Annotated in this window: 17 protein-coding genes; 7 read left to right on the top strand and 10 right to left on the bottom strand. The window is 59.4% G+C overall.

Features of this window, described 5'->3' with window-relative positions:
- Positions 1-90: 90 nt before the first annotated feature.
- Positions 91-552 (bottom strand): GatB/YqeY domain-containing protein, encoded by a 462-nt coding sequence (locus CLV74_RS08625; RefSeq protein ID WP_106263815.1) that lies wholly within the window; start codon positions 550-552, stop codon positions 91-93.
- 144 nt (positions 553-696) lie between these two features.
- Here CLV74_RS08625 and carA point away from each other — a divergent pair, with 144 nt between their 5' ends.
- Both carA and CLV74_RS08615 read left to right on the top strand, forming a co-directional pair.
- The gene (gene carA, locus CLV74_RS08620; RefSeq protein ID WP_106263814.1) at positions 697-1,863 is read left to right on the top strand and encodes a glutamine-hydrolyzing carbamoyl-phosphate synthase small subunit; all 1,167 of its coding nucleotides are present in this window, start codon (positions 697-699) and stop codon (positions 1,861-1,863) included.
- A gap of 64 nt (positions 1,864-1,927) precedes the next feature.
- Complete coding sequence (locus CLV74_RS08615; protein ID WP_245888492.1) at positions 1,928-3,796, top strand: glycosyltransferase; 1,869 nt, start codon at positions 1,928-1,930, stop codon at positions 3,794-3,796.
- Here the strand turns inward: CLV74_RS08615 and CLV74_RS08610 are convergent.
- The gene (locus tag CLV74_RS08610; RefSeq protein ID WP_106263813.1) at positions 3,793-4,437 is read right to left on the bottom strand and encodes a GntR family transcriptional regulator; all 645 of its coding nucleotides are present in this window, start codon (positions 4,435-4,437) and stop codon (positions 3,793-3,795) included. The two genes, CLV74_RS08615 and CLV74_RS08610, sit on opposite strands and share 4 nt — an antisense overlap.
- Positions 4,438-4,549: 112 nt before the next feature.
- On the opposite strand from CLV74_RS08610, the gene CLV74_RS08605 reads away from it, so the two are divergent.
- From CLV74_RS08605 to CLV74_RS08595, 3 genes are all read left to right on the top strand, one after another.
- Positions 4,550-5,197: a pyrimidine 5'-nucleotidase gene (locus CLV74_RS08605; protein ID WP_106263857.1), complete on the top strand. Its 648-nt coding sequence runs from the start codon at positions 4,550-4,552 to the stop codon at positions 5,195-5,197.
- Positions 5,198-5,270: 73 nt separating this feature from the next.
- Positions 5,271-5,522 (top strand): hypothetical protein, encoded by a 252-nt coding sequence (locus tag CLV74_RS08600; RefSeq protein WP_106263812.1) that lies wholly within the window; start codon positions 5,271-5,273, stop codon positions 5,520-5,522.
- Between the two features lie 58 nt (positions 5,523-5,580).
- Complete coding sequence (locus CLV74_RS08595) at positions 5,581-6,783, top strand: UbiH/UbiF family hydroxylase (RefSeq protein WP_106263811.1); 1,203 nt, start codon at positions 5,581-5,583, stop codon at positions 6,781-6,783.
- Between the two features lie 15 nt (positions 6,784-6,798).
- On the opposite strand, the gene CLV74_RS08590 is transcribed toward CLV74_RS08595, so the two are convergent.
- The 3 genes from CLV74_RS08590 to CLV74_RS08580 form a co-directional block, all read right to left on the bottom strand.
- Positions 6,799-7,923: an aminotransferase class V-fold PLP-dependent enzyme gene (locus tag CLV74_RS08590; protein ID WP_106263810.1), complete on the bottom strand. Its 1,125-nt coding sequence runs from the start codon at positions 7,921-7,923 to the stop codon at positions 6,799-6,801.
- Positions 7,924-8,100: 177 nt separating this feature from the next.
- Positions 8,101-8,574 carry an Lrp/AsnC family transcriptional regulator gene (locus tag CLV74_RS08585; protein WP_106263809.1) on the bottom strand — a complete coding sequence of 158 codons (474 nt, stop codon included), beginning with the start codon at positions 8,572-8,574 and terminating at the stop codon, positions 8,101-8,103.
- Positions 8,571-9,026: an Lrp/AsnC family transcriptional regulator gene (locus CLV74_RS08580; protein ID WP_106263808.1), complete on the bottom strand. Its 456-nt coding sequence runs from the start codon at positions 9,024-9,026 to the stop codon at positions 8,571-8,573. The genes CLV74_RS08585 and CLV74_RS08580 overlap by 4 nt, the downstream gene beginning before the upstream one ends.
- Positions 9,027-9,161: 135 nt before the next feature.
- Between CLV74_RS08580 and ilvC the strand changes: the two genes are divergently transcribed.
- Together ilvC and CLV74_RS08570 are read left to right on the top strand one after the other, a co-directional pair.
- The gene (gene ilvC, locus CLV74_RS08575; RefSeq protein WP_106263807.1) at positions 9,162-10,184 is read left to right on the top strand and encodes a ketol-acid reductoisomerase; all 1,023 of its coding nucleotides are present in this window, start codon (positions 9,162-9,164) and stop codon (positions 10,182-10,184) included.
- A gap of 87 nt (positions 10,185-10,271) precedes the next feature.
- A complete protein-coding gene (locus CLV74_RS08570; protein WP_106263856.1) occupies positions 10,272-11,183 on the top strand; it encodes a DMT family transporter in 912 nt (303 codons plus the stop codon).
- 51 nt (positions 11,184-11,234) lie between these two features.
- On the opposite strand, the gene glmM is transcribed toward CLV74_RS08570, so the two are convergent.
- The 5 genes from glmM to CLV74_RS08545 all read right to left on the bottom strand — a co-directional run bounded on the left by glmM (position 11,235) and on the right by CLV74_RS08545 (position 17,969).
- Positions 11,235-12,581, bottom strand: a complete 1,347-nt coding sequence (gene glmM, locus CLV74_RS08565) for a phosphoglucosamine mutase (RefSeq protein WP_106263806.1) — start codon at positions 12,579-12,581, stop codon at positions 11,235-11,237.
- On the bottom strand, positions 12,578-13,591 hold the full coding sequence (folP, locus tag CLV74_RS08560) for a dihydropteroate synthase (RefSeq protein WP_106263855.1): 1,014 nt from the start codon (positions 13,589-13,591) through the stop codon (positions 12,578-12,580). The genes glmM and folP overlap by 4 nt, the downstream gene beginning before the upstream one ends.
- 18 nt (positions 13,592-13,609) lie before the next feature.
- Positions 13,610-14,554: a dihydroneopterin aldolase gene (locus CLV74_RS08555; protein ID WP_106263805.1), complete on the bottom strand. Its 945-nt coding sequence runs from the start codon at positions 14,552-14,554 to the stop codon at positions 13,610-13,612.
- A 103-nt stretch (positions 14,555-14,657) separates the two neighbouring features.
- Complete coding sequence (locus tag CLV74_RS08550) at positions 14,658-15,314, bottom strand: cell wall hydrolase (RefSeq protein WP_106263804.1); 657 nt, start codon at positions 15,312-15,314, stop codon at positions 14,658-14,660.
- A 162-nt stretch (positions 15,315-15,476) separates the two neighbouring features.
- Positions 15,477-17,969, bottom strand: a complete 2,493-nt coding sequence (locus tag CLV74_RS08545; RefSeq protein WP_106263854.1) for a putative PEP-binding protein — start codon at positions 17,967-17,969, stop codon at positions 15,477-15,479.
- Positions 17,970-18,173: the final 204 nt, after the last annotated feature.

The following is an 18,173-nucleotide window of genomic DNA, read 5'->3' as shown; positions in this document are numbered from 1 at the left end:
GCGCAGATGAAAGAAAACGGCGCGCTCCTGGCAGGGAACGCGCCGTTTCAATCTTTTCCGTCAGCGGGCAATTTCCGCCAAATCCGGCATTCAGGCCGAAAGACGGGCTTTCACTTGCGGTCCGGCTGCACCGAAATCCATCTGGCCGGTGTAACGCTCTTTCAGGAAGGCCATGACCTTGCCCATGTCGCGAATGGACGAGGCTTCGGACTTGGAAATCGCGTCTTCGATCGCGCCGGAAATCTCGTCATCAGACAATTGGCGCGGCAGAAACTCTTCAATGATGACGATTTCGTCTCTTTCTGCCTCTGCCAGATCCAACCGGCCGCCTTCTTCGTAGGTTTTCGCGCTTTCCTGACGCTGCTTGACCATCTTGGCCAGAATCGCCTGGATTTCCGATTCCGCCAGATCGACTTCCTCGCCGGTGCCGCGCATTGCGATCTCGCGATCCTTGATCGCCGCGTTGATCAGACGAAGAGTTGTCAGCCGCTTTTGCGCCTTTTCCTTCATCGCTGTTTTGAGTGCGTCGTTAATACGTTTACGCAGTTCCATCAGATTTTTTTCCCATCCCCTTGGGTCTGCACAAGCCACCGGCTATATTTCAACTAACACCTGCTGTCCATAACTGCCTTGCGGCTTGACCCTGCCGGACAGCGGGCCTATGTCTCGCCCGATTTTGCCCCAAGGAGAGAGCCGATGCCAAGCAGTGTTAACGCCCCTGCCCGCCCGACAGCATGTCTGGCCCTTGCAGATGGAACCCTCTTCTACGGACGTGGGTTTGGTGCGACAGGCGTGACCGAAGCGGAACTTTGCTTCAACACCGCCATGACCGGATACCAAGAGATCATGACCGACCCCTCTTATGCCGGTCAGATCGTTACCTTTACCTTCCCCCATATCGGCAACACCGGTGTCACCCCCGAGGATGACGAAACCGGCGATCCGGTTGCGGCAGGTATGGTTGTGAAATGGGATCCCACCGAACCCAGCAACTGGCGCTCGACCGAGGATCTGTCCTCGTGGCTGGAAAAGCGTGGCCGTATCGCGATCGGTGGCATCGACACCCGTCGCCTGACCCGCGCGATCCGCCAGCAAGGTGCGCCCCACGTTGCTTTGGCCCACGATCCGGAAGGGAACTTTGATATCGAGGCGCTGGTTGCCAAGGCCCGTGCCTTCAAAGGTCTGGTTGGTCTGGATCTGGCCAAAGACGTGACCTGCGCACAATCCTATCGCTGGGATGAAAAGCGTTGGGCATGGCCCGAAGGCTACGCGCCCCAGACCGCACCCGCCCACAAAGTGGTTGCCGTCGATTTTGGCGCCAAGCGCAACATCCTGCGCTGCCTCGCCTCGGCTGGCTGTGACGTAACCGTTCTGCCTGCCACCGCGACCGCCGAAGAAATTCTGGCCCACAACCCCGATGGCGTTTTCCTGTCGAACGGCCCCGGCGATCCGGCAGCGACCGGCACCTATGCGGTTCCGGCGATCAAGAAGGTGCTTGAGGCGGACCTGCCCGTCTTCGGCATTTGCCTTGGCCACCAGATGCTGGCGCTGGCCCTTGGTGCCAAGACCATCAAGATGAACCACGGCCACCACGGTGCAAACCACCCCGTGAAAGAGGTAAAGACCGGCAAGGTCGAGATCACCTCGATGAACCACGGCTTCACCGTTGACACCCAGACCCTGCCCGCAGGCGTTGTGGAAAGCCATGTGTCGCTGTTCGACGGCTCGAACTGCGGGATCGAGGTTGAAGGCAAGCCCGTCTTCAGCGTCCAGCACCACCCCGAGGCCAGCCCCGGTCCGCAGGACAGCTTCTACCTGTTCGAGCGTTTCGCCGAAGCTATGGCCGAGCGCAAAGCTCAATAAGCCGTTAACGGCCCATTAACTTAAATGACCGATGCTCTCCTCGTGATACGAGGGGAGCATTTTTGTGTTCACAGACGGTGCCACGGAAGTTCGGCAACAGGCGGCGGCAGTCGCCTCATTGCCCGTGCCCCGCCGGATTGGCCGGATTCTGTGTGACGATGGCCATCTGACCCCGCTGGCGTTGCGCGAAGCCTTGGCAGAACAAGCCCGCCTTGATGCACCTTTGGGTGAAATCCTCTTGGCCAAAGGATTGATCTCGCCCGACGCGCTGCTTTCCGCCTTAGCGCAGCAGTGCGGTTGGCCCGTGGCACAATCCCCCCCCGCGCCCCAAGACAACCTGCTAGAGTTGCTGCCTGCCACCGAATGGCTTGCCCTTGGCGCAGTTCCTTGGTCCCGCAGCGACGACACGCTGACCGTAGCCCTATCGCGTCCCCATGATCTGGAGGCCGTGACAGCGGCGCTTCCCACGTCCCTGACCATCACCCCCCTGCTGGCCACGCCCCAGATGATTGAGGACCGGTTGCACCAGCTATTCGGCGCTGCTTTGGCGCGCCGTGCCGAGACCCGCGTTCCCGAGGATTACAGCTGCCGCACCTTCGACCGGTGGCAGGGAACCCGTGCGAACATGTCTTTGCTGCTGCTAAGTGGGCTGCTGATCGTCCTGCTGGACCCGCTGAGCGCCGCGCTCTTGCTGATTGGCTGGACCATCCTGACCCTTGGCGCGGTTTCCTTGCTGAAATCCGCCTGCACGCTGGCCTTTCTGGTGCCGCGAAAAGCCCCTGCCCCTCAGCCAATGCCCAAGAACATGCCGCGTATCTCAACCATGATCGCGCTTTATAAAGAACCAGAGGTGGTGCCGCGCCTTATCTCTCACATGCGCGACATTGACTATCCTGCGGCGTTGCTGGACGTGCTGTTTGTGTTGGAAGAGGCCGACACCGCCACCCGTCAGGCTTTTGAGGACGCGCGGCCATTGCCCCACGGGTTTCGGGTCATCACCGTCCCCGAAGGCCACCCCAAAACCAAGCCGCGGGCTTTGAACTATGCGCTGGATTTCTGTCGGGGCGAGATTATCGGCATCTATGACGCCGAGGATATGCCCGAGCCTGCGCAACTACGCCAAGTGGCACGCCAGTTTGCTAACACCTCGCCAGAGGTCGTCTGCCTGCAAGGGGTGCTTGATTACTTCAACCCACGCGAAAACTGGCTGGCCCGCTGTTTTACGGCCGAATATGCCGGTTGGTTCCGGCTGGTCCTGCCGGGCATGGCCCGCTTGAACCTGCCGCTGCCCCTAGGCGGCACGACCTTGTTTTTCCGCCGCGACGCGCTGGAACAGCTTGGGGGCTGGGACGCCCATAACGTGACCGAGGATGCAGACCTTGGCATGCGCTTGGCCCGTTTCGGCTGGCGCACAGACCTCTTGGCCAGCCACACGCTGGAAGAGGCAAACTGCCACCTCTGGCCATGGATCAAACAGCGATCCCGCTGGATCAAGGGCTATATGGTCACCTATCTGGTCCATATGCGTGCGCCGCTCAGACTGCTGCGCGACTTGGGGCTGCTGCGGTTCGTCTGGTTTCAGGTATTCTTTCTGGCCACGATCAGCCAGTTCCTATTAGCACCCCTATTATGGACCTTCTGGCTGATCCCCTTCGGTGTCCATCACCCGATTGAAGCCGCCACGGGCGCGGGTCTGCTGACATCCCTTTCATGGGTCTTCATTGGCAGCGAGGTCCTGAATATGTTCAGTGCTGCACTGGCCACCAAAGGACCACAGCACCGCCACCTCTGGCCGTGGATTCCGACCATGGTGTTCTACTTCCCCCTTGCCAGCGTCGCCGCTGCCAAGGCCCTTTATGAGATGATTTTCAGCCCGTTCTACTGGGACAAGACCACCCACGGCATCTCTAAGGTAAACCCGAAAGAAGCTTAGCTGTGGTTTTCCGCGTCGGACTTGAGGCGCGTGACAAAAGCCTTGGAAATATGGGCTTTCAGCGCCTTATACGCCGCCTCACTATCGCCGTTTTCAATCGCGGTGACAATGTGGTCATGCTCTTGCAAGGCAGTCTCGCTGCGCCCTTCCGCAGCCAACGAGGTCGTCGCCATCAGCGCCATGGTCCGGTAGACCAGATCCAACTGCTGCACCAGATACCGGTTATGAGAGGCCAGATGCACCTGACGGTGGAACCGCCGGTTCGCGCGGGCCAGCGCCGCCGGATCATTCAGCAAGGCTCGGTCCTTCTCGACCATATCGCGAAGAACGTTAATCTCTTCTTCCGTAGCATGTCGGGCTGCTAGCTTGGCTGCCAGCGCCTCAAGCTCGGAACGGACAACATACAGTTCGGCCAACTGGTTGTGGTCCAACGACGCCACGATCATCGAGCGCCCATCACGGGTCAGCAAAGACTGGGTCTCCAGACGCTGCAGTGCCTCACGGATCGGGGTACGAGACACGCCAAAGCGCTCGGCCAGTTCGCTTTCCACAAGTCGATCGCCTGGTTTGTAGGTGCCCGAGTCAATCGCATCAAGGATCAGCGCATAAGCATCTTTGTTCTGGTTGCGGTCGTCTGGCATGGGGGCTCCTACACAAGATCGGGCCAAGGTATGCCGGACCTGTTACCGTAATCAACCCAAAGAATACCACGACTTACTAGGCAATTTGGCGCATAGGGCCTATGTGATCATCATGACCCGTAATGCTTTCAGCCACGTGGACACTTGGGTGTTCGATCTGGACAACACCCTGTATCCACCCCACATGCGCCTTTTCGATCAGATCGAAGAGAAGATGGTGAACTATGTGATGCGGACACTGAATGTGACCGCCGAACATGCCAACGACCTGCGACGCACCTACTGGCGCTTGCATGGCACGACATTGGCGGGCCTGATGGCCGAGCATTCCGTCGATCCTGATCCGTTTCTGGACGAGGTTCACGACATCGATTTCTCGGTCTTGTCGCCGGATGCTGATCTTGCCGAAAAGATCGCCGCGCTGCCCGGGCGTAAGATCATCTACACAAACGGCGCCGCCCCCTATGCCCGCAACGTGCTAGAGGCACGTGGTCTGTCGGGCCTTTTCGATGCGATTTACGGGGTTGAGCACGCAGGCTATCGCCCCAAACCCGAAGCGGCCGCCTTTGAACGGGTCTTCGCCATGGACAAACTGGACCCCAAACGCGCCGCAATGTTCGAAGACGATCCCCGCAATCTGACGGTCCCTCACGCCATCGGCATGCGCACCGTGCACGTGGCCCCACAGCCGGAGCCGGCAGATCACATCCACTTCCATACTCCTGATTTGAATGACTTTTTGTCGCGCCTGACAGATTGACACAGCGACAAAGCTGCTCATGGCACTCAGCTTTCGACCCGCGCTAGGCACGAGGCAACGAAAGGAAAAAACCATGACTGCTCTCTCTCCCTCCGCGCCCCGCAGCAACCTTGTGGCCCGTATCGTTCTGTCGATCCCCGTGATTGGCTGGATTGCCCGCGATCTGCTGCACGGCGACAAGAACAACATCTGGTTCTTTATCATTGCCATCGTCAGCCTCTGGGGCATCTCGGTGCTGACTTTTGGCATTCCCGGCCTCTATCTGCCTGCGGTCGGCTTTGTGCCGGTCATGTGGATCATCCTGCTTTTGATCACACGGGGCTAATCGTCGCTTGGACGCCCCCCGCGTTTCGCTCTATGTGGTTGTGCCAAGGAGACAAAGCATGACCCAGAGCGAAACCTACGACATCATCGTATCGGGAGGCGGCGTTGCCGGCCTCAGCGCCGCTGCCGCCTTCGGAACCGCCGGATTTACCGTCCTTTGCGTGGACCCTGCCCCGCCCGTCACCGAACGGGATGCCGAAGGGTCGGACCTGCGCACCACGGCGATCCTGCAACCCGGTCGCGACTTTCTGGATGAGGCGGGCCTGTGGGCGCGTCTTGATGCCCATGCGATGCCGCTGCAAGTGATGCGGATCGTTGACGCAGGTGGCCCTGATGGTGCCCCGCGCGTAACCAAGGATTTCAACGCCTCTGACATTTCCGAGCTGCCCTTTGGCTGGAACCTGCCCAACTGGCTTCTGCGGCGCGAAATGGTGGCCCATCTAGAAACCATCCCGACGGTGACCTTCCGCACCGGCGTTGGCACCGCGGGCGTTCTGGCCCGCAGCAGCGAAGCCCGTGTCCGCCTCAGCGACGGCACCGTGGCCAGCGCCAAGCTGCTGATTGCCGCTGACGGCCGTAACTCGCCAGTGCGCAAGGCGCTGGATATTCCGGTGAAAACCCGTCGCTACGGGCAAAAGGCCTTGGCTTTTGCGGTAACGCACCCGCTGCCCCACGAAAATGTCTCGACCGAGATTCACCGCCGCGGCGGCCCCTTCACGCTGGTCCCGCTGCCCGATTATGAAGGCCGACCCAGTTCAGCCATTGTCTGGATGGAAGACGGAGCCGAGGTTCAGCGCCTGATGGAGATGGATGTGCCGGAATTCGAGGCCGCCATGAACGACCGGTCCTGCCAGATTTTGGGACCGCTCACATTGGCGTCCCGCCGCACGGTCTGGCCGATCATCAGCCAGTGGGCCGAAACCATGTACGGTGCCCGCACCGCTCTGGTCGCCGAGGCCGCCCACGTCGTACCGCCGATTGGCGCACAGGGTCTGAACATGTCACTGGCCGATCAGCGCTGCCTGCTGGATCTGGCCAAAGCCGATCCCGCAAATGTGGGCAGCCCGCAGATGCTGGAGCGCTATCACCGCCGCCGTCACCCCGAAGTGCTGGCCCGAGTGACTGGCATCGACATTCTGAACCGCACTTCGCAGCTTTCCGCGCAGCCCCTGCGCGACGCACGGGCAGCGGGCCTGAACGCCCTATACTCACTGGCCCCAGTGCGAAAAACCCTTATGCAACTGGGGCTTGGCATGCGCTAAGCCCCAGCGCCAGACTTACAGTGCGGCGTCCAGCGCCGCGCTGATCCGCTTCAATGTCGCTTCCACATTGAACAGCTTATCCAAACCAAACAGCCCCAGACGGAAGGTCGAGAAACCCTGCGGCTCATCGCACTGCAGCGGAACGCCCGCCGCGATCTGATACCCTTTTGCGGCAAATGCGCGTCCACTCTGGACTTCAGGGTTGTCCGTGTAGCTGACAACCACCCCCGGCGCGCCAAAGCCCTCAGCGGCGACAGACTGGATGCCCCGTTCTGCCAGAATAGCGCGAACGCCATTCCCCAACTCCCACTGATGCTCGCGCAGGCGTTCAAACCCGTAGATCTTGGTCTCGGCCATGGTATCGCGGAACGCACGAAGGGCGTCCGTCGGCATGGTGGCGTGATAGGCATGGCCACCGTTTTCATAAGCCTGCATGATCTGATACCATTTTTTCAGATCGACCGCGAAGCTGTCCGACTGGGTTTCCTCAAGCCGCGCCAAAGCACGCTCGCTCATCATGACCAGACCTGCCGAAGGACTGGAAGACCACCCCTTCTGCGGCGCCGAGATCAGAACATCGACGCCAAGCGCCTCCATATCCACCCAAATGCACCCGCTGGCGATGCAGTCCAGCACCATCAACGCGCCAACCGCATGCGCCGCTGCGCTCAGTGCCGCGATATAAGTATCAGGCAGAATTACTCCGCTAGACGTTTCCACATGGGGCGCGAAAACAATCGCAGGCCGCTCTTCGCGAATACGGGCAGTGACCTCGTCAATCGGTGCGGGTGCAAACGGGGAATGAGGATCATTGCCCATCTGCCGCGCCTTCATCACGGTCGTCTGATCGGTGATTTTCCCAGCATCAATGATCTGCGTCCAGCGGAACGAGAACCACCCATTCCGCACGACCAAAACCTTTTCGCCCTTGGCAAACTGCCGCGCGACGGCCTCCATCCCGTAGGTCCCGCCACCAGGGACAAGTGCGACGCCCTTGGCATTATAAACCTCTTTCAACATGGAAGAGATGTCGTTCATGACTTTTTGAAAGACCGCCGACATATGGTTCAGCGAACGGTCGGTAAAAACCACCGAGAACTCTTCAAGCCCCTGCGGGTCCACATTATCCAATAACGCCATACCATTGCCTCCTCGAATGCACGTTTAGGCAAAGTGGTAACGGCCCAAGCGGTCACTGGCGAGGAATACTTTTGCATGCAAATCGCCCCCGCTCGCGGGCACGTCGTTTGAAACCGCTATCGAATGAGTATTTTAACAATAAAGAAGTTCAAAAGTGCTTCTTTATTGCACAAATACTCACTTCGCCCCCGCGCCACCCAGCGGTCCCGGAAGGCGCTCTTCGCTCAGCAAGACGTTTGCTTCCACGTCCCCAACACCGGGCAGCGCCATGATCCGGCGGCGCAAGACCCGTTCGAAGTCGCTGATATCACGGGCGACAATGCGCAGACGGTAATCATAGACGCCAAGGATGTGTTCGACAGTTTGCACTTCGGGAATGGCGGTCACTGCCCGTTCAAAGTCCTCAAGGCTGACCCTGCCCTTTGTCGCCAATTTCACGCCAAGAAAGACGGTGACGCCGAAGCCAAGGGCCTCATGATCCAGAACCAGGCGGCGGTGGGACAGTGCCCCTTCTGACCAAAGGCGTTTGATCCGCCGCCATGCAGCTGGCTGCGACAGACCAAAACGCCGGCCCAACGCGCCCGCGCTGAGGGTGGCGTCTTGGGAAAGGGCTTGCAGAAGCTTCAGGTCGATCTCGTCCAGATCCATCATATGGGCAGGGTTCCTTGCCCCTGAATACGGGCCACATGCATCAGCGCCTCGATGTCCACAATGTGGGGCAAAGTGAGGATGCGTTCCCGGTAGAGTTTCTGATAATGCGCCATATCGCGCGCGATCAGAGAAAGGCGCAAATCAACACGGCCAAGAAAGCTCTGGATTTCGAGAACCTCGGGAACATCGCGGGCGGCGGCGCTGAAGGTCTCGAAGGCATTGGGAATGGTCTTGTCCAGCACCACGCGCAAGGAGACCTCGACCTCATAGCCCAAGGCGCGCCAGTCGATCACCGCCTGAACGCCGTTGATCACTCCGGTACTGCGCATCTTTTCAAGCCTACGCCAACAGGCACCACTGCTAACCCCCGCCCTTTCGGCAAGGTCTGCGGAAGAAATAGACGGATCTGCCTGATAAAGGCGCAGAATGCGTCTGTCTGTGTCATCAAGCATGATTTACTCGGACTTAAAAAAATATGCGCATAGTTTTTTCGCAAATACCGAAACTACGCGCAAGATTGAAAGCGCATTCATCGAAATTCCATGGCATAACCTCGTTCAAACGAAACACCAGCGAGGAGATTTCCGATGCGCGTTTACTACGACCGCGATTGCGACGTTAACCTGATCAAAGAAAAGAAAGTGGCGATTCTGGGCTACGGCAGCCAGGGCCACGCACACGCGCTGAACCTGCGCGACTCGGGCGCCAAGAACGTTGTCATCGCTCTGCGCGAAGGCTCGGCCTCGGCCAAGAAATGTGAGGCCGAAGGCCTGCAGGTCATGGGCATCGCAGAAGCGGCTGCATGGTGTGATGTCATCATGTTCACCATGCCCGACGAACTTCAGGCAGAGACCTACAAGAAATACGTCAAAGACAACCTCAAGCCCGGCGCAGCAATCGCATTTGCCCACGGCCTGAACATCCACTTCGGCCTGATCGAAGCGCCCGAAGGCGTTGACGTCATCATGATGGCCCCCAAAGGCCCCGGCCACACCGTGCGTGGCGAATACACCAAAGGCGGCGGCGTGCCCTGCCTGGTCGCCGTACACAACGACGCAACTGGCAAGGCGCTGGAAATCGGTCTGTCGTACTGCTCGGCCATCGGCGGCGGTCGCTCGGGCATCATCGAAACCAACTTCCGTGAAGAGTGCGAAACCGACCTGTTCGGCGAGCAGGCAGTTCTGTGCGGCGGTCTGGTCGAACTGATCCGTTGCGGCTTTGAAACTCTGGTCGAAGCTGGCTACGCGCCCGAAATGGCCTACTTCGAGTGTCTGCACGAAGTGAAGCTGATCGTGGACCTGATCTACGAAGGCGGCATCGCGAACATGGACTACTCGATCTCGAACACTGCCGAGTACGGCCAGTACGTCACCGGCCCGCGCATCCTGCCCTACGAGCAGACCAAAGCGGCGATGAAAGAAGTTCTGACCGACATTCAGCAGGGCAAGTTCGTTCGCGACTTCATGCTGGAAAACGCTGTTGGCCAGCCCACCCTGAAAGCATCGCGTCGTGCAAACGACGAGCACCTGATCGAAGCGACCGGTGCCAAACTGCGTGAAATGATGCCCTGGATCTCGGCCGGCAAGATGGTCGACAAGTCGAAGAACTAAGGTTAAGGCGCTGGCCTGCGGGCCATGCCCAATCCTTTCGCCCCGGTCCGCAAAGGCCGGGGCGTTTTCGTTTCCAAAGAGGCCCTCATGCCCGAGATCACATCGCGCAGCTGGATCATGGTTGCCACCCTTGGCTTTGTCTGGGGAGCAAGCTTTCTAGGCATTGAGCTAGCATTGCGCGGGGTAACGCCCTTTTGGCTGGTGGCCTACCGCCTTGGATTTGCGGCACTTTTGACCGTGATGGTCTGGCGACTACGCGGTGGGCGGATCGTACGCCCGCAAGACGGCAAACGCCGCTGGCCCTTTCTAGTGGTCGCGGCGCTGTTCAGTTCCGTCATCCCCTTTGCCCTACTAAGTTGGGGCCAACAGCATGTGACATCCGCCACAGCAGGCGTTTCGATGGCGGCCGTGGCACTGGTCGTGATGCCCATGGCGCATTTCTTTTCGGTTGGAGAGCGCATGACGCCTCGGCGTGTCTTCGGGATGCTGGTCGGCTTTGGCGGCGTTTTGGTTCTGCTGGGGGACGGGCTGTTTCAAAGCTCTGGCGCGGCGCTAGAGAATTGGGGCCGTCTGGCGTGTTTCGGCGCAGCTTGCTGCTATGCCATCAGCTCCGTCACCACCCGCAATTGCCCGCCCATCGACCCGATCGCTATGGGCGCAATCACGATGGTCGTCGCCGCAGGAGCTGCCGTTCCATTGGCAATTGCAACAGAGGGCGCACCGCCCCTACCCGATCTGACAACCTTGATGGTGCTGGTGATGCTGGGAATGGTACAAACCGCTGGTGCAAACCTGCTGCGCATTCTGGTGATCCGCAGCGCGGGATCGACCTTCATGTCCCTCACCAATTATCAAGTGCCGTTCTGGTCGATGATCTTTGGCGCAGTTTTCTTGGGCGAGGCTCTACCCGCAGGCCTTTTCATCGCCTTGGGGCTGATCCTGACCGGCATGGGCATGAGCCAGTGGGACGCATTCCGCAACCTGTTCCGGAAAAAATAAAGGGCGCGCCTCTTCAGGCGCGCCGATCATTTTTCTCTGGCGACCAATAGGTTAGCGCGTGGCGCTTTCTACTTCCGAGACAATGCCATCCACCACTTGCATCAGCAGCGCGGGATCTTCGCATTCTGCCATCACGCGGATCAACGGCTCTGTCCCCGATTTGCGGATCAAAAGGCGCCCACGCCCTTCCAGACGGCTCTCTGCCTCAGCAATGGCGGCTTTGACAGACGCAACTTCCAACGGGGTTTGCCCGTCGCTATAGCGGACGTTCTTCAGCATTTGCGGCACGGGCTCAAAGCTGCGGGCCAACTCGCTGGCGCGTTTTCCGGTCAGTACCATTTCCGACAGGAATTGCAGACCTGCCAACAGACCGTCACCGGTGGTGGCGAAATCGGTCATGACCACGTGCCCTGACTGTTCGCCCCCCAGATTATAGCCGTTCTTGCGCATTTCCTCGACCACATAGCGGTCGCCAACCTTGGTGCGCGCCAGACCGATGTTGCGGGCTTTCAGGTATCGCTCCAGGCCAAGGTTGGACATGACCGTCGCAACCAGCGCCCCGCCCTTCAGGCGATCTTCGGCAGCCCAACGGGCCGCGATCAGGCCCATCAACTGGTCGCCGTCCGCGATCTTGCCCTTTTCGTCGATGATCATGACGCGATCCGCATCGCCATCAAGGCAGATGCCTACATCGGCGCCATTGGCCAGCACGGCTTCAGCCGCAGCGCGGGGATCGGTCGAGCCACAGTTCTTGTTGATGTTGGTCCCGTTCGGGCTGGTGCCCACAGGGATCACTTCGGCGCCAAGCTCCCACAGAGCTTCGGGCGCTGCACGATAGGCCGCCCCGTTCGCACAGTCGATCACCACCTTCAAACCATCCAGACGACGACCCGCAGGAAACGTGCCTTTCAAACGCTCGATATAGCGGAAGCGGCCATCATCAATCCGGCGGGCGCGACCGATATTCTCGGCCTTGGCAGGCTGCACATCACTAAGAACTAGCGCTTCGATCTCTTCTTCCGCCTCATCGGACAGTTTGAACCCGTCGGGGCCAAAGAATTTGATGCCATTATCATGGTGTGGATTGTGTGACGCCGAGATCATCACCCCCACATCCGCCCGCATCGAGGTGGTCAAGAGACCAACCGCCGGTGTCGGGATCGGCCCCAACAGCAGCACGTTCATACCGGTCGAGGTAAAACCTGCCGTCAGCGCGTTCTCAAACATATAGCCCGACAAGCGCGTGTCCTTGCCGATCACCACGCGGTGGGTATCCGAACCGTCACGACGGAAGTACCGGCCTGCAGCAGCGCCGATCTTCAATGCCATTTCGGCAGTCATAGGGTATTGGTTCGCAGTGCCACGAACCCCATCGGTTCCGAAAAATTGGCGAGTCATTCTGGGAAGCCTCCAGTCACGGCGGTGAAAAGCGTGAGTGCCTGACGTGTTTCAGCCAGATCATGGACACGCATGATTTGCGCTCCTTGGTGCACACCGGCCAAAGCAACCGCGACCGAGCCGGGCATTCGCCGGTCAGCCTGCGGTTCATTGGCAAGCGTACCGATAAATCGTTTACGCGACACGCCTAGCAAAATCGGACAGCCTAGGCTGTGAAAGAGCGAGAGGCGCTGCAATAGGGCCAAGTTATGCTCGAGCGTTTTGCCAAACCCGATGCCCGGATCGATGCAGATACGTTCACGTGGGATACCAGACTTCTCGGCCGCGATGATGCGTTCATAAAGAAGATCATATACATCCAGAACGACATTCGCGTAACTTGGCGCATCTTGCATGGTCTGCGGATCGCCTTGGGCATGCATCAGACAAATCGGCGCACCGGCGTCGGCAGTGGTCTTTGCAATAGCAGGATCGAAAGTCATTGCAGCAACATCATTGACCAGATTGGCACCTGCCTGCAATGCGGCGGCGGCCACCAATGACTTGCGCGTGTCGATCGAAATCGGAGTCTCAAGCGCTCCGCGCAAGGCAGCGATGACCGGCGCTGTGCGCGCAATCTCGACCTCGACAGGCACTTCTTCAGCGCCCGGACGGGTCGATTCGCCACCGATATCCAGAATATCCGCCCCCGCCTCAGCCATAGCGCGGGCATGGGAAATCGCCTGTTCCGGCGCGGCGAAACGGCCCCCGTCCGAAAAACTATCGGGTGTCACATTCAGGATGCCCATCAGATTTGGCCGAGCCATAGACATGCCCGCCATCGGCACGCGCGGCGTGATCAACGGCGCCAATTGTGCTGCTGTCAGGTCAGACGCAGGAATGACCTTCGGGGCAACATCGCGCGACAACACCTCCACGTGGGTGAACCATGCCCACCCTCCCGCAAGAGTTTGCGCGCCCAGAGGACGCGCCGGACCAGTTTGCACCAAGGGACGAATGTAGTCTTTCATAGCGCGGTGCATGCGCGATCACTGTGCGTTTTGCAAGAGTTCCGCTTGATCCGTTGCAACACGGCGCACAGGCAGCGCCCCTGCTGCCACATCCACATCACCGACAACCACGATCTCGGCGGCATCCATTTCAGCGGCCAACCACTGACACAGGGCCATCGGTTCGTACGAGGCGGGATGTTCCACCGCATCCAGCACCAGTTTCGACGGTGCCCAAACACTGATCTGGCCGTGTTTCATTCCCCAATCGAGTTCGGTACGGGTTTCGACCACCACGCAGCGACGATCCCGACCGGCCAGCACCCATGCATTCTGCTCGATCGCGAGTAGATCAATCCGGCGCTGCGCCAGCTTGGCAGCGGTCTGCGGCGCGACGATATCCGACTTTCCCACACATAGGATCGCAGGACGGTTTCCGGCAGTCAGCTGATTCAACCAAAGCGGCAGCTGTGGGGCCGAAATCGCCTCATTGGATAGGTAGACCACCCGAGGATCGTTTTCGGCGTTGTGGTGCGGCTCTGGGCCCTCTGCGTAGTCCTGTTTGTTGCGAACAATCTCTACCCCCAGCGCGCCAGGGCCGCGATCCAGCTTTTCGATGCGCACGAATGCACGCACTGCTTGTGGCTCGGCAAGGATCAACACGGCCACACGGTCAGCGAGAGTTTCCAGTAAATTCAGCCGCTCTTCCGCCAGCGCCGACGCAATGGCTTCGGTCACGCGGTCATAGGACAGGATACGATCCACGTCGTCTTCCAGCGGATCAAGGATCGGCTGAACCTCAACCACCACGTTGAAGCAAACTCGCTGGGTTGTTCCGCGCTCGGCCTGAAAGGCACCGATTTCGACCTCGACGGTGTGATCGCGCACGCTGATGCGATCAAGCGGCCCCGACAGACCCGGAAGCGGCATCGATTTGGCACGCTCGGACGGATGTTCGAAGGCGAGACGGACTTCGTTATTCATAATCTGGGTCTCCCCGACTGGTTTCGGGCGCACCCTAGAAAGATCGGCGGGAAATGCCAACACGTCGGGCGGCACTTAGCGTACCGCAAACGACCTGTTCCGATCAGCGCTGCGAGACGCGCGAGGGTTGGCGGTAAAAGTGATGCACGCCAATGGTTGCGGTGCGATCGAAGGATTTCGACCACCGAGGACGCACAGCTTTGGTGTGGTAGAACGTTGCGCCTTCGGTCAGACCGCGATCGCCGCCGTCCATCATCACACGGGCAACTTTGGCAACACGCTGCCAAGCGCGGGGTTCATTGATCTTCTCGGCCACGCCGTCACAAGTGTAGGTGAACTGGCAGGCATATTTGCGACCGGTTCCCTGATTGACCACGCCGCAGATGGTGTTGGGGAAGTTCACACTGTCAACACGGTTCAGGATCACCTCTGCAACCGCGAATTGGCCTTTCAGGGTTTCGCCACGCGCTTCAAAATACAGCGCCTCGGCCAGACATTTCCATTCGGGACCACCAGAAGCCTTGGGCTGCGCAGCGATCCAAGTGGGATCGTAGGAGACTTCAGGTTCCGAACGCTCCGGATTGGATTGGGGAAGACGTGTAAGACTTCCCAAGTGTTGCGCAGAAACAGACGATAGCGCCTTACGTTCTTGACCAAGAAGATCAGTCAACCTTGCGTCCAGTTGATCTGACGCAAGGACAACCGTAGGCAAGATGAGACCTACGAGGGCTGTAGCGACCTTGATAAAGCCAAATCGCATCCTGTTACCTCTTTGTTACGTCCGTCCAACAACACAGGGGGGGCTATTAGCGCAGCATGCCCTGCAAGTCCAATAGTGTCAGACGCATCTTAATAGCAGGTAACAATAAGTCGATTTTCCGCGCAAAAGTGATATGCGAATTTCCGTACTAATTTCAGTTGGTTAGGAAGTCCGATTGTCCATCAACGCGAATTGGGCTGCGGCAAGACGCGCGCCGGGCACCCGAAAGGGTGAGCAAGAGACGTAGTCAAGACCAGCACTGCGACAGAATGCAATTGATTCGGGGTTCCCGCCGTGTTCACCGCAAATTGATAGCGTAATTTCTGGGCGGGTTTCCCGCGCCCGCTCGGCCGCAAGTTGCAAAAGTTCGCCGACGCCATCCAGATCCAGCGTATGGAACGGATCTTCCGGATAAACGCCTTCTGTTACATAGGCTGACATAAACCTTCCCGCATCATCGCGTGAAAGCCCATAGGTCATTTGCGTCAGGTCGTTCGTCCCAAAGCTCATGAACGCCGCGTGGCTGGCAATATCACCGGCTCTCAGACAGGCGCGCGGTGTTTCCGCCATTACACCAAGCCGATAGGTAAAGTCCCTGCCCGTCTCGGTCCGCACAGCGGCGGCAACCGCGTCAACGCGGGTTTTGACCAGTTCGACTTCACGCTTGGCAGAAACCAGCGGGATCATGATTTCCGGCACGACAGGCTCGCCTTCTCGGCTGGCCTCAATGGTGGCCTCAAAGATCGCACGCGCCTGCATCTCGTAGATTTCCGGCACGGTCACACCAAGTCGCACCCCCCGAAGACCCAGCATCGGGTTGTATTCTTCCAACTGCTCTGCGCGGCGGGTCACATCGGACACGGGCAGGTCCAGCGCCTCGGCCAAATTCAGCAGTCCCCCCCGATCCGAAGGCAGGAATTCGTGAAGAGGCGGGTCAAACAGACGGATACACACAGGCAAGCCCTGCATGATCCGGAACAAATCGATAAAGTCGGCCCGCTGCATGGGCAGAATACGATCCAGAGCGGCACGGCGATCCTCAGCCGTATCGGCAAAGATCATCTCGCGCATGGCGGTCAGACGATCGGCCTCAAAGAACATATGTTCTGTCCGCGCCAAACCGATGCCCTGCGCTTTAAAATTCCGCGCGGTTTGCGCATCTGCTGGCGTATCGGCGTTGGCTCTGATCTCGATGTCGCGGAACTCGTCCGCCCATTCCATCAAGGTCTGCAAGCTATCGTCCAGCGCAGCCTCCAGCATGGCAGGCTCGCCTGCCAGAACATCGCCGGTCGTACCGTCCACGGTGATCACGTCGCCCGCCTTGAACAAGCGTCCGTCTTTGGTCACCAAAGTTTTTTTACGCAGGTTAAAACGTAGATCCTCAACGCCCACCACACACGGCAGACCAAGACCGCGCCCGATCACTGCCGCATGGCTGGTCATCCCACCGCGCTCGGTCAGAACGCCGGCAGCGGCATGCATCCCGCGAATATCCTCAGGCTGGGTTTCCCGCCGCACCAGAATGCAGGCTTCAAACCGCGCGGCACTGGCCTGCGCCTCAGCCGAGTCAAACACGATCCGGCCCGTCGCCGCGCCGGGGCTGGCGGCAACGCCCCGCCCGATCCGATCCCGCTTCGCTGTCGGGTCCACCTGACGGTGTAGCAATTCCGACAAGGCACGGGGCTGAATGCGCATCACTGCCTCAGCGCGATCGATTACACCGCTCTCGGCCAGATCAACGGCAATCCGCAAGGCCGCACGATTGCTGCGCTTGACCCGCAATCCGTCAATAATATGGGCATGGCCGTTCTCGATGGTGAATTCGATCTCCATCTCTTCCCGCAGACGCCGCCGCATCCGAGCGCCAAAGTCTAAAAGTTCGTCAAATGCCTGCGGCGCATGTTCCTGCAATGACGGCCCGCGCGCATCACACTCCAAATACAATGCCTCGCGCTGTAACAAGGCCTCGCGCCCTTGGCTTTGGCTCAGATACCGCCCAGTGATCTGGGGCTGGCCAGTGTCGGAATTCACGAACTGGATCACGCCCGAGCCACATTCCCCCGCGCCAATCCCCAACACCATCTGCTGGACGATCAACCCAAGGCCTGCATCCGCAGGCGCACCCTTGGCCTGACGCAACAGTCGCGCACTGGTGCCTTCCCAAGCCCGCGCCATACTGCGCAACACCTCGGCCAGTTGTTTTTCACGAGACTGAGGAAACGGCTCATCCGTTTCTTCCTCATAGGCCGCAAGCGCCGCCCGCAACCCTTCGGACCCCTTGGCCGTAATCTCGTCAAACGCATCCGGATCCAGCCGCGCCACATGCACCGAGAAATACTTCACAAACCGCAAATAAAGCTGCGCTGCCGCCTCCTGCCCGACCCGATCAGAAAGTTCCACGTAAGTGGCATCATTCATCCCGATGTTCAGAACTGCTTCCGGCCCGCCCCAATCGGGGTCTTCCGAGGACGGCCGAACGCACAGCAACGCCCCCCCATCAAAAACCGACGTTAACTCCGACAGATCAGGCATCCGCCCTGCGGCAATCTCTTTCACAGCACGGAAAGATAGCGCCACCGTCAACGGCACTGGCAATTCCATACGAACTAGGCGCTGCAAACACTTCGCCCGCCCTCCATGGGTCGCCACCGCCATCGGCGCGGTCGGAGTGATCAGGGTGATGTGATTCTCGGAATTCTGCACTGCAGCACCTCTCTGCTTGGACCGCAGGATAGGCTGATGGTGCCAACAGGCAAGCACCACTTATTCATCTTGGCGTAAATACCTTGGGGGTGTGGGGGCAAAGCCCCCGCTGGCCCGTCGGCAAATACCGGCACGTCCCCGCGCCGGTCTTCACGT

Origin of the sequence: Donghicola tyrosinivorans, from assembly GCF_003003355.1 — a bacterium.
Taxonomy (GTDB): domain Bacteria; phylum Pseudomonadota; class Alphaproteobacteria; order Rhodobacterales; family Rhodobacteraceae; genus Donghicola; species Donghicola tyrosinivorans.
The sequence above is the reverse complement of the archived record's forward strand: the minus strand, read 5'-3'. Positions and strand labels throughout refer to the sequence as shown.

What these genes read in the sequence shown, in the direction of transcription:
- CLV74_RS08625 (WP_106263815.1), bottom strand. Translation starts at nt 552, where the DNA reads ATGGAACTGCGTAAACGTATTAACGACGCACTCAAAACAGCGATGAAG.
- carA (WP_106263814.1), top strand. Translation starts at nt 697, where the DNA reads ATGCCAAGCAGTGTTAACGCCCCTGCCCGCCCGACAGCATGTCTGGCC.
- CLV74_RS08610 (WP_106263813.1), bottom strand. Translation starts at nt 4,437, where the DNA reads ATGCCAGACGACCGCAACCAGAACAAAGATGCTTATGCGCTGATCCTT.
- CLV74_RS08605 (WP_106263857.1), top strand. Translation starts at nt 4,550, where the DNA reads ATGACCCGTAATGCTTTCAGCCACGTGGACACTTGGGTGTTCGATCTG.
- CLV74_RS08600 (WP_106263812.1), top strand. Translation starts at nt 5,271, where the DNA reads ATGACTGCTCTCTCTCCCTCCGCGCCCCGCAGCAACCTTGTGGCCCGT.
- CLV74_RS08595 (WP_106263811.1), top strand. Translation starts at nt 5,581, where the DNA reads ATGACCCAGAGCGAAACCTACGACATCATCGTATCGGGAGGCGGCGTT.
- CLV74_RS08590 (WP_106263810.1), bottom strand. Translation starts at nt 7,923, where the DNA reads ATGGCGTTATTGGATAATGTGGACCCGCAGGGGCTTGAAGAGTTCTCG.
- CLV74_RS08585 (WP_106263809.1), bottom strand. Translation starts at nt 8,574, where the DNA reads ATGATGGATCTGGACGAGATCGACCTGAAGCTTCTGCAAGCCCTTTCC.
- CLV74_RS08580 (WP_106263808.1), bottom strand. Translation starts at nt 9,026, where the DNA reads ATGCTTGATGACACAGACAGACGCATTCTGCGCCTTTATCAGGCAGAT.
- ilvC (WP_106263807.1), top strand. Translation starts at nt 9,162, where the DNA reads ATGCGCGTTTACTACGACCGCGATTGCGACGTTAACCTGATCAAAGAA.
- CLV74_RS08570 (WP_106263856.1), top strand. Translation starts at nt 10,272, where the DNA reads ATGCCCGAGATCACATCGCGCAGCTGGATCATGGTTGCCACCCTTGGC.
- glmM (WP_106263806.1), bottom strand. Translation starts at nt 12,581, where the DNA reads ATGACTCGCCAATTTTTCGGAACCGATGGGGTTCGTGGCACTGCGAAC.
- folP (WP_106263855.1), bottom strand. Translation starts at nt 13,591, where the DNA reads ATGAAAGACTACATTCGTCCCTTGGTGCAAACTGGTCCGGCGCGTCCT.
- CLV74_RS08555 (WP_106263805.1), bottom strand. Translation starts at nt 14,554, where the DNA reads ATGAATAACGAAGTCCGTCTCGCCTTCGAACATCCGTCCGAGCGTGCC.
- CLV74_RS08550 (WP_106263804.1), bottom strand. Translation starts at nt 15,314, where the DNA reads ATGCGATTTGGCTTTATCAAGGTCGCTACAGCCCTCGTAGGTCTCATC.
- CLV74_RS08545 (WP_106263854.1), bottom strand. Translation starts at nt 17,969, where the DNA reads ATGGCGGTGGCGACCCATGGAGGGCGGGCGAAGTGTTTGCAGCGCCTA.